Below are 10,473 nucleotides of genomic sequence, written 5' to 3' on the forward strand. Positions count from 1 at the left end.
ACGCAGATGAACTGGTCCATGATCCCGCACGGCGCGCCCGCCCAGTCGTGCTCCGCCTTCTGCGCGAGCAACCCGAGTTGCACCGGATCCATCGTCTCGCCTGCCGCCGCCAGCATCGTCCGCCCGTACCCGACCTCCAGCGCCGCCGAACTGCTCAAGCCGCCGCCCGACGGGATCGTGCTGCTCACCAGAACATCCAGACCCACCAGCTTCTTGCCCGCCCGCGCCAGCAGCGCCGCCACCCCCTTGGCGTAGTTCGCCCACGATGGCTTGCCCGCCGCCAGATCCGCCGACACTTCAAATTCGCAAGTCTCGTCGAACAGATCGCTGTAAATCCGGATCGTCCGGTCCGTCCGCCGAGCCGCCAGCATCACCGCCTCTCGCTCGATCGCCATCGGCAGCACGAAGCCGTCGTTGTAATCCGTGTGCCCGCCGATGATCTCAACCCGACCGGGCGACCGGACGATGATCTGCGGCTCAATCCCGAAACGCTCCCGAAAACTCGAAATAAACCGCCGCGGATCCGACACGTTCGCTCCTTTCCTGTTGGCTGCTCGCGACCCATAGATTAGTACGATCCCGCCCGCGGATCAAGCCCTTTGTCCATCCACCGCCTTCAGCCGATCGTTTTGCACTTTGCATTCCGCATCTTCCATTCCGCCTTCATTCGAAGCCGTAGGGTGCGTCCTCCGGACGCACCAAAAACGCCGCCGCGCCAACCAACCACATCCATCCGCAATTGACTTGCCTGCGCCGTCACATCGGATTATCCTCTTATCCCAGGCGCGACAAAGGGACCCCGGCATGGCCAACAGCCAGCAACCGCAAATCGCCACAACCGACTTGCGCCGCCCGCACCGGGCCACGGGCGTCTTCTACCCGCCGGCCGCGCCAAACGCAAACCACCGGAGACCACCAACCATGACCACTCGACGACGCCTTCCCCTGTCCGTGCTCCTCGTCGCCGCCGCAACCCCGATCCTCTGCTCCGCCACAACCAAGCCGACAACCCAGCCAACCGCCGCGCCCGCCCAGATGCCCCTCGAAATCCGCGTCGACCCGCGCGTCGAACTGATGAGCATCATCTTCCACTTCGCCGGCCACCCCGAATACGACCAGTGCCAGATCCCCAGCTACAAGACCGACGCCCACCAACACTTCGCGCCCTTCCAGGAGCACGAAGTGTTCCTCTTCGCCCGCGAACTCCGCAACCGATGCGGCGTCTCCTTCGACGCCGTCATGTCCTTGGCCGTCCACCTCACCGACGCCGAAACGCTAAGCGAAAAACTCCCCTTCGACCCGCCGCCGCCAACCCTCGACAAACGCTGGACCACCCACGACGCCCGAAAATTCCGCGAACTCGCCCGCGACTTCGCCCAACAATCCAACTTCGCCGCCTTCCTCGAACAACAATCCGCCCTCTACGCCAAAGCCCAACGCCAAATGCAGACCCTCCTGGAAACCGAAGCCCGACTCGACTGGTTCCCGGGCTACTTCGGACCGCGACCCAACACCACCTTCGTCGTCATCCCCACCTTCTTCAGCGGCAACTACGGCACCCGCATCCAAAACGCCGACGGCACGACCGAATTCCACAGCATCATAATAACCAACGCCACCCTGCTCGGCAAACCCACCTTCGCCAACTGCATGGGCACCATCGTCCACGAATTCTGCCACTCCTACTGCAACCCCATCGTCGACCGCCACCTGACCCAGCTCCAAGCCGCCGGCGAAAGAATCTTCCCGCCCCTCAGCCAAATTATGCAACGCCAAGCCTACGGATCCTGGCAAACCATGATGTACGAATCCGCCGTCCGAGTCTGCACCGTCCGATACTTCGCCGCCACCGCCGGTCCCCAAGCCGCCCAACGCGCCGTCCGCTCCGAACACAAACGAGGCTTCATCTGGACCGCCGACCTCTCCGCCCTCCTCCAACAATTCGAATCCCAACGCGACGACTACCCCACCTTCGAATCCTTCTTCCCAACCATCGTCGAATACTTCAATGCCAACACCGACCAGATCGTCGAACAGGTTACAAAATGAAAAAGGGGACATTCTGCTTTTCCGACAGCCACGCCCGCGACAGCACACCCACCAGGCCAAACGGAAAAGTAGAATGTCCCCTTTTTCATTCTTCGCCCGCGATGCCGCTTCGCTGGAACAGCCACCATCCTGGCAACACCGTTTCGACCGATCCGCCGTCCGGTAGGACGGGTCATGACCCGCCGCCTTCCCGCTGACGGTGCAGCGACGCTCGCGATGTCCGCTCTCGCAGACCAACCGACGTCAGGCCTCAAAACCGTGATCCTCAACCCCTCCGCCGCCTTCCATCCAAACCTCCGCGTCTCCACCCCTCCGCGGGAAACCAGCCTTTGTCCCTCCTGATCCGCTGACCACCCGACTACCCGCCACCTGACCCCCTGTCTTCCCTCCGCGTGCTCCGCGCCACGCCCAAGTGGGAATCGCCGCCTCGCTATGTGTCATTCCCGCGCACGCGGGAATCCAGACTCTCAAACGCCCGCGAGCGGCCACGCGACGGACTCTCCGCCGGGGCCTGCGCTCGCGAGCGCGGGGCGCGAATGACAAAGGCCAAGAGCCCGTCACCTCGATCAACCGACTGCATCCGTCGGAATATGCCCAGGAGAGAATACCCTGGACGCCCGGCGTGGCGTGTGGTAACATCTTCTCCGACCGGCACGCGCCGGCAAAGGGAGCTTTGTGTAGAATAAGAAGTTAGCAGGCTCGGAGATTCTCCGTGCTATTCGACGACAAGACGCGCACATTTCAAGGTCCGCGTTCGTACATTGAGAGCCTGTGGAAGTACGTTGATCGGTCCGCGAGAGTTGAGACGGGGCGAGTCCGCGCCTTCCTGAATCATTGGATCGCTGAATATCCCGAGGGGAGCCGCGGCGAGTTGATCTCTCGGTTCAAAGCTGGCGACGACAGGGGTTTCACATCTGCCACATTCGAGGTTGTTCTCTTCGCTCTCTTGAGGTCGACCGGATGGTCAATCACAGTTCACCCTGACTTGAAGAATGGCACCGGTGCCCATCCTGACTTTCTTGCCACATCATCCCAAGAGGAGAGCGTTTATATTGAGGCTGTCATAGCATCTGAATTCAGCAAGGCGGAGATCTCAGCCCGCAAGCGAGCTGACGTCGTGCTTGACGCGATAGAGAGGGTCAACTCGCCGGACTTCTTCCTGGACGTGGATGCGGAGGGGCATCCGGACAGACCGCCTAACGGCAAGTGTCTCCGCTCGGCTCTTGAGAAATGGCTGACGTCTCTTGACCCCGATGCAGTCACGGAGCTAACCGCAGAGAAGGGCTCCAGTGAGCTACCGAGCATGAAATGGGAGAAGAAGGGCTGGCAGATCACCTTCAGAGCAATACCGAAGATGCCCGAGGAACGCGGCAAGGGGCAGCGGGTGATCTGCGCGTTGCATGAGGGCGGCCGCTTCGTCAATTCCTGGGAGCCTATCAGAGACGCTGTGAAGGCCAAAGGAAACCGTTACGGCGATCTCGATCACCCCTTGATCGTTGCTGTAAACGTGGATGCGATCGACGTAGACGAATTCGATGAGATGCAGGGTCTATTCGGTGAGGAGGCGTATGTATCTGGAGTTGGTGACCCCTATCCTACCGAAATGCGACGCAAGCCGACTGGTGCCTGGTACGGGCCGAAGGGTCCTCAGTACACACGCGTCACTGCTACCTGGCTCTTCCGGAATCTCAACGTGTGGAACTTGGCGACGCCAGCTAACACTCTCTACTTCAATCCGTGGGCGCAAAGGTCTATCCCCAAGTCCTTTGCGCTGTTCAATCACGCGAGAGCAGAGAATGACAGGATGCAGTGGACAGCCGGCCATTCTCTTGGCCAGATCCTCGGGCTTCCGATGGAATAGCTCGAGTAAGACCGACCAACTGCGGTCAGGTCTTGAAAGCCTGATTTCCAGCCCTCTCCGCCATCTTTGCTGCCTTCTGTTCACCTCCTCCGCGTGCTCCGTGCCAGTCACGCCTCCTCAATCAACGCCTGCCGCTCCAACCGAACCGCCCGGGCCTTCTCTTCGAGTTCCACCACCCGACCCTCCAGCCGCAACACCACCCGCTCCACCCGCGATCGGCACGCCTCAGCCGCCTCCAGCGACCGGCCGATCTTCGACTGCACAAAAATGTCCGCGACCAATCCGTCAAAAAAGAAGTCCGCGAATTTCGCAAACGAACCGATCTCCAGCGACTCATCAAGCCGCATGTCCACGTCCGAAAGCTCACGCTCCAGAATCCGAAGGTGCTGCTGAGCCCGATGCACCGTCCGACGGGCCTCATCCAGCTTCCCATGCTTGATCGCCGTCGATATCAACCCGCCGCCGCCCAGCGTGTCCCACAGACCCCAATTCCGCGCGCTGCCCAAAAGCCGAACCGTCTCGCCAAGATCGCCCAACACAAGCCGGCCCGCCGACAACGCCTCCTTCACCTCCTTGACCGTCGATTGAGCATCCGCCAACGCCTCCGACAACGCCACCATCCGACCCGCCGCCGCTCCGCCCGAACCAGCCACCGCCGACTCCTTCTCCGCCATCAGCCCCTTGTACCGCTCATCCAGATCGCCGAACCCCTCAAGCCGCCGAACCAGCTCCGCCTCCTCCGCCGCCAACGCCTCCACCGCATCAAAACACTCCCCGTGCCGGAGCCGCGCCTCGACAAACTCCCGCCGCTCCTTCTCCACCCACTCATCCCGCCGCCCGATCATCGAATGAAAAAATCCCGAAAGGCTGAACCCCTCCAGCCTCTCCACGTCCGCCCCCTCCCGCTTCAACGCCCGCTCCAGACCCGAAAGCCGCTCCCGCTGGAACGCCAGCATCGACCGCGTCTTGCCCAGCCGCTCGCGCAACACCTCCCGCTCCCGAATCCCCTCACGCACCGCCAACAACTTCTCATTCAACGCCTCATACATCGCCCAACTCCACACAAAAATACCGCTCGCCGAGAACCCTTCATACCGCCGCATCAGCCGCCAAGGCCAACCACCAGACCTCAGCCGCACAACTCGCCCCTCTTACGTCGGATCAGACGCCGCTTTATTCCCGCGAATCCTCACTCGAAACAGCATTCGTCGCCACGGCGGGCATGACCGCCTCCGACGCCAGTCCGGTAGGCCAAGTCATGACCCGCCGCCTGACCTGTTGAATTCCGGAATGCGACCCAACGGGGGAACGATCCTGAACGGTAATCCACAACCCCCTTCGCTCCCTCCGCCGCCTCCCGTACGGGCAGGCCTTGTGCCTGCCCTCCGCCCCACACCCAACCCCAGGCCAATTCTCCCCAACCATCCCGTACGGGCAACCCTCGTGGTTGCCCTCCCCCCACCCTCGGACCCGCACGACCATGCCTCCACACCCCCACTTGGCAAACCGCCTGCCGATCCGTAGAATCCCGCGATGTCCAATGTCCCAGCGACCGAAAGGACCCGACCGATGAACGCTCTGGTCAAAAACCACGCCAACCCCGTCATCCCCCGCGACCCCACCCGCCCGTGGCGGTATGGCCTGACCGCCAATCCCATCCTCGCCCGCGGAACCGACGGACAGTGGGACGACTGCGGAATCTGGCCCGGGTCCGTCGTGCGCGTGGGAAAAACCTGGTACCTCCACTACGAGGGGCGAAGCTGCGGGGAATTCCAAGCCCAAGCCGACAGACGAGCCACCGGACGCGGCCGCGCCGGCTTCTCCCAGGTGGGCCTGGCGACCCTCCAAGCCGACACGTTCTTCTTCCGGCCGTGTGGCACCTCGCCTCAAAAACCCCAGGGCGTGGGCCGCCGTTCGCCCCGGACGGGCATTTCCGACGCCCGCCCTGGCAAACCGCGGCCCACCGCCAAATCGCCCGTCACCCGCAAATTGCGGGCCCTCGGCGGCCAACCACCGCGTATGACCGCTGCGGCTGACCGCCGAATCGGGCCTGGTGGGGGGGTTCAAGGCACCAAAGACCGCAAACGCACGCAACCTACTGCGAAATCGCCGACAACTGGTCGTGCTCAAAGCGGAACAGACTGTCCATCTTCGAGCCCAGCATCGTGATCGCCCCAATCGCCAGAATGACGATCAGGCTCAGCATCACCGCATACTCGGTTACGGCGTTCCCGGCCTCGTCCGCAACAAAACGATCAAAATGTCTGAACCATTGGGTTAGCATGGCACTATAAGGCTACGATACAATCCCCCTCGCGTCAAAATGGAGAACCTTCCCCCGCCCCAACCCGCCGCCCAGCCGAGTTATCGCCACCTCCGACCCCCCCGGTCCGAGAACCCTACGGCAGAAAACCCTTCGGATTCTTCAGCTTCTTCGGCAAATAGTCCCTCACCACAAAGTCCAACCCGTACTTCGCGAACGCCTGCTGCTCCACACGCATCCGCATCTTCAGCATCTGCTCCAACGCCTTCTGCCACGGCTTGTGATGGTGCACGAACGGGTCGTTCTTCAACGCGTCCTGCGCCCGCTTGATGTCCTGCTCCTTCAGCTCGTGCGTCGGCAGGTTGTACTCCACCACGTCCTGCGGCGTCACCCCAAGATAGCTCGCCTGAGGCACACAAAAAAATCGATTCAAATGCGCCGCGTTCCCCGACCCCACCTTCAGCGTCCGGTAAATGTTCATATACCCGTACGGATCGCCGTCCGTAAACGCATACACCGGAATCTTCTTCTCATCCGCCAGCCGGCGAATAAACCGACGGCATGCCCGCGACGGAACCCCGCCCATGCTGATCAGAATGCAGTCCTGTTCCTCAAAAAAACCCTCCTCCACCAGCCGGTCGAACATGCCCGCCGTCTCGATCGCCAGAACAAACCTCGCCTTCGTCCGAAACTCCAACTGCTCCACGCTCGACGGCACCGTATACGCCCCCGACCCGAACTTCGTGCAGTCGATCTCGATCCGCTTCCCGCTCCCCCGCTGACGATCCACCACCACCAACTGACCCGCCACCGCACCCCCGTGCTCCTCCGGCTTGAACCGCATGATCTCCCGATTCACGTCCAGCATCGCCTCGATGTCGTCCATCACCGTGTCCGACTCCGGCTGCTCCGTGAACATCGCCTCCCCCCAGTTCTTGCTCTGGTAGTACGCCTCCCGCTTCGTCGCGTGACGGTCCGTCTCCACCAGCTCCTTCGAAAGCGACATCATCCGAAGCGTCTGAGCAAACGTCTTGACCGTGTTCACCGTCAGCGTCCGAACCTTGTTCTTGTTCTGAATCTGAAGATACCCCTCCCGAGACGAATACTTCACGTTGTTCAACGCCCGTATCGGCAGCTTCATCGTCGGCTTCTGCCGCTTGCCCACCTTCTGATAAACGTCCTCCGCCGTATCCTTGATCCGTTTGATAATATCCAATGCCATCACCTGCTCCTTCAACCACCAGCCACAGGGCCGGCCACTGCGTTATTATCGGCCGTCAGACCCGATTCCCGTCAACCCCCATCCACCACACGCCGCCACGGCAAAACGTGTTTTCTGCTATCAACAATACTAATATTATACCGCTGTGCCGCCCAACGCCTACAGCTTCCACGCCCGAGCAAAGTTCTCAAATGACCGGTCATACGTCCGCTCCGCATCCGGCGGAAAACAGCAGCCCGGCAATTCCCGATTCTTCAAATGATACTGCAGGCACTCGCAGCATACACCCTGCTTCGAACACCCACTATATGAACAACTGCAAAAACTTAAGTTACGCTGCTTTTTGCATTCCACCGGCACGTCTCCTGTCTTGAGTGTAAACAGCTTTATACATTATTTCTTGCCAAACCTCGAAAGTAAATGCCCACACGCCCTCAAAACCCCCTTTTTATCGGCCCTTCCCGCCCGCCGAACTTGACCACATCCGCCGGTAGGCTAAGATGGTTTATGGGGTCGTCAGCCGTGGGGGCACGGGCCGGCGGCTGTTTACGCGAAACACCACATGACCACTCAGCGGCCTTGCCGCATCATGGCCGCCAAGACGGGTCACAAAACGAGGAGAGAGAGCAATGGATACAATCAGAACATCTCTGGCCGGAGCTTGCGTCGCGCTGATCCTGGCAATCGCCGGCTGCGGTCCCGGCGTCTTCGACCCCAACACCCTCGACCCCAACGCCGCCGATCCAAACACCCTGGATCCCAACACCACCGATCCGAACGCCGTCGAGCCCAACCAGACCGACCCCAACGCCGCACCGCCGCCCCAGGGAGGCGACCAACTCCCCGTCGCCCCCGAAAGCCTCGCCTTCGATAACCAGGGCAACCTCTACGTCGCCTCCGAATTCGTCGGCGTCTACCGCCGCCAGGCCGACGGCGAATACGTCCAACTCATTTCCAACGACGACAACGCCCTCGACAGCCTCGACAAAATCCGCTTCGTCAACAACAGCCTCTACGTCTTCACCATGACCCAAACAAACCCAGCCGTCTACCGCTACGACCCCTCCGGCCAACTCGCCGCCGCCGTCTTCGACCCCAACGACGCCCGACGACTCGGCGCCACCCTCGCCGAGGACGTCGCCGTCGCCCCCGACGGCCGAGTCTACCTCGCCATGTACTACGAGGATATCTTCAGCGAAGAACCCCGCGTCTACCGCTACGGCCCCGACGGCGAAGCCGAAAGCGCCGTCGTCCTCTACGACGAAGGCGATATCGGCACCGTCACCGCTCTCGCCGTCGATCCCAACGGAAACCTCTACGTCGCCGACCCCTCCAACATCGCCAAATTCGACCCCGACGGCAACCTCATCGCCGTCCTCGCCGAAACCGGCGACCACGGCCTCGACTACCCGCGCGAAATGACCGCCGATAGCGCCGGCAACCTCTACGTCTGGAACAACGTCACCACCGACGACGGCACCCGCTCCTCCATCCTCCAGTTCAACCCCGACGGCGAATTCGTCGCCGAAGCCCTCCCCCTCGGCGCCGCCGACCAAGCCGGACTCTCCAACTACCCCTCCGACCTCCTGATCGGACCAAACGGCCAACTCCTCATCGTCGATCTCCGCGGCGACGTCTTCGAAGTCACCAGCAACGGCCAACTCGAAACCTACCTCGACTACCCCCAGAACGACAACGCCAAAACCGTCGACCGCGAATCCATCGAAGCCGACCGCGAACGCGAACTCAAAACCCGCGACGCCCAACAATAACCCGTACGGGCAACCCTCGTGCTTGCCCTCCGCCCCGCATCACGCGCGGTCAGGTCCCAGGTGGCATCGGTAGGGTGCGTCGTCCCGACGCACCATTTCCCTTTCACTTCCCATTCCCCGCCCCTCCGCGTGCTCCGCGTGCTCCGTGCTAATCTCAAAAGGAAGTCGCGCAGACGACAGGACTGCCACGCCACCCAGCCAACTACCCGCTCGGCCGACTCAAAAACCCCACCGTCGACTGCAATATCCGCTGCCGCAGAACGCTCTCCTCGTCCCGCGCCGTCCGCTCCTGCAAATCATCCAGATTCGCCCGACAAAACCGGCATCCCAGCCGCTCCACGTGAAACCGAACGTACCCCTCCCACGCCGGCTCCAACGTCCCCAACAAAAACGCCCCCAGCGTGCTCCGCTTCGGACAGCTAAGCCGCCGCTCTCGCCAGATCTCACCCAACAACCCGTCGCTGTACCCCCGATGCACCGCCTCCGCCGGCTCCGCCAACCCCAACTCCCGCAGCCGCCGGCCCACCTGCTCCCGAATCTGCTTCAAATACCGATGCTTGATCAACCCCACCTGCTTCTCGTCCATCCCCACCATCTCAGCCGCCCGGTTGTTCCGAATCTGCGAATAAAAAACCATCTCCACGATCTGCAGGTCGCGAAAGTTCACCGACCGCTTCAACCCGTCGATCAACTCCCCCAACGCCTCCGCCAGCGACTCCCGCTGCAGATCCCGCTGCTCGTCCCGACGCACGTACCAGCTTGCCGTCGGATCCCCGCCCGCCACCTGCTCCGCCGCGTCCGACGCCTCCTCCCCGTCACACCCGCCCGCGTCAAACACGTCCTGCAGCAGACACACGTTCGCGTGCTTCCCGCGATAATGGTCGATGATCTTCCGCCGCAATATCGTGAAAAAATACGTCTCCAGACTCACCTCGCCACGAAACGAATCCAGCGACTTCAAAAAACTGATGAACGTCTCCTGAACCAGATCCTCCGCCTCCCCGCTGCGACGAAGCTTGCTCCGCGCAAACGCCACCAGCCGACCCTGATACCGGTTCACCAGGCCCGACCATCCGTCCTCACGACCCTGCCGAATCTGCTCCAGCAGATACGCATCCGCCTCGCTAACCTGACCCATCACACGCCACTCTCATTGTCCAACCTCTCCTCAATCGCCAACGCCCCGTACGGGCAACCCTTGTGGTTGCCCCGACCCCTCCGCGTGTTCCGCGTGCTCCGTGCCACGCATTCCGCATTTTGGTATTTGCTATTTTCACTTTTCACTTTTCATTGCCTTTCGCCTTCC

Annotated in this window: 8 protein-coding genes; 3 read left to right on the forward strand and 5 right to left on the reverse strand. The window is 61.7% G+C overall.

The window, feature by feature from the left end; all coding sequences use genetic code 11:
- On the reverse strand, positions 1-530 hold a 530-nt coding region (locus GXY33_09390; GenBank protein NLX05344.1), incomplete at its 3' end, for a galactokinase.
- Between the two features lie 391 nt (positions 531-921).
- Here GXY33_09390 and GXY33_09395 point away from each other — a divergent pair.
- Entirely contained in the window at positions 922-2,049 is a 1,128-nt protein-coding gene (locus tag GXY33_09395; protein NLX05345.1) for a DUF4932 domain-containing protein, read from the forward strand.
- A gap of 712 nt (positions 2,050-2,761) precedes the next feature.
- The gene (locus tag GXY33_09400; GenBank protein NLX05346.1) at positions 2,762-3,910 is read left to right on the forward strand and encodes a hypothetical protein; all 1,149 of its coding nucleotides are present in this window, start codon (positions 2,762-2,764) and stop codon (positions 3,908-3,910) included.
- A gap of 107 nt (positions 3,911-4,017) precedes the next feature.
- Here the strand turns inward: GXY33_09400 and GXY33_09405 are convergent, their stop codons facing one another.
- The 3 genes from GXY33_09405 to GXY33_09415 all read right to left on the reverse strand — a co-directional run bounded on the left by GXY33_09405 (position 4,018) and on the right by GXY33_09415 (position 7,749).
- Positions 4,018-4,959 (reverse strand): hypothetical protein, encoded by a 942-nt coding sequence (locus GXY33_09405; GenBank protein NLX05347.1) that lies wholly within the window; start codon positions 4,957-4,959, stop codon positions 4,018-4,020.
- Positions 4,960-6,309: 1,350 nt separating this feature from the next.
- Positions 6,310-7,395: a DNA topoisomerase IV subunit A gene (locus GXY33_09410; protein NLX05348.1), complete on the reverse strand. Its 1,086-nt coding sequence runs from the start codon at positions 7,393-7,395 to the stop codon at positions 6,310-6,312.
- Positions 7,396-7,554: 159 nt separating this feature from the next.
- The gene (locus GXY33_09415) at positions 7,555-7,749 is read right to left on the reverse strand and encodes a cytosolic protein (GenBank protein NLX05349.1); all 195 of its coding nucleotides are present in this window, start codon (positions 7,747-7,749) and stop codon (positions 7,555-7,557) included.
- Between the two features lie 275 nt (positions 7,750-8,024).
- On the opposite strand from GXY33_09415, the gene GXY33_09420 reads away from it, so the two are divergent.
- The gene (locus GXY33_09420) at positions 8,025-9,167 is read left to right on the forward strand and encodes a hypothetical protein (protein NLX05350.1); all 1,143 of its coding nucleotides are present in this window, start codon (positions 8,025-8,027) and stop codon (positions 9,165-9,167) included.
- Between the two features lie 202 nt (positions 9,168-9,369).
- On the opposite strand, the gene GXY33_09425 is transcribed toward GXY33_09420, so the two are convergent.
- Positions 9,370-10,305, reverse strand: a complete 936-nt coding sequence (locus GXY33_09425) for a sigma-70 family RNA polymerase sigma factor (protein NLX05351.1) — start codon at positions 10,303-10,305, stop codon at positions 9,370-9,372.
- Positions 10,306-10,473 lie beyond the last annotated feature (168 nt).

This window comes from Phycisphaerae bacterium (genome assembly GCA_012729815.1).
GTDB lineage: Bacteria > Planctomycetota > Phycisphaerae > JAAYCJ01 > JAAYCJ01 > JAAYCJ01.

Bases quoted from the DNA above. Each gene is read 5' to 3' on its own strand.
- GXY33_09410 (NLX05348.1), bottom strand. From the start codon at position 7,395: ATGGCATTGGATATTATCAAACGGATCAAGGATACGGCGGAGGACGTT.
- GXY33_09405 (NLX05347.1), bottom strand. From the start codon at position 4,959: ATGTATGAGGCGTTGAATGAGAAGTTGTTGGCGGTGCGTGAGGGGATT.
- GXY33_09395 (NLX05345.1), top strand. From the start codon at position 922: ATGACCACTCGACGACGCCTTCCCCTGTCCGTGCTCCTCGTCGCCGCC.
- GXY33_09425 (NLX05351.1), bottom strand. From the start codon at position 10,305: ATGGGTCAGGTTAGCGAGGCGGATGCGTATCTGCTGGAGCAGATTCGG.
- GXY33_09420 (NLX05350.1), top strand. From the start codon at position 8,025: ATGGATACAATCAGAACATCTCTGGCCGGAGCTTGCGTCGCGCTGATC.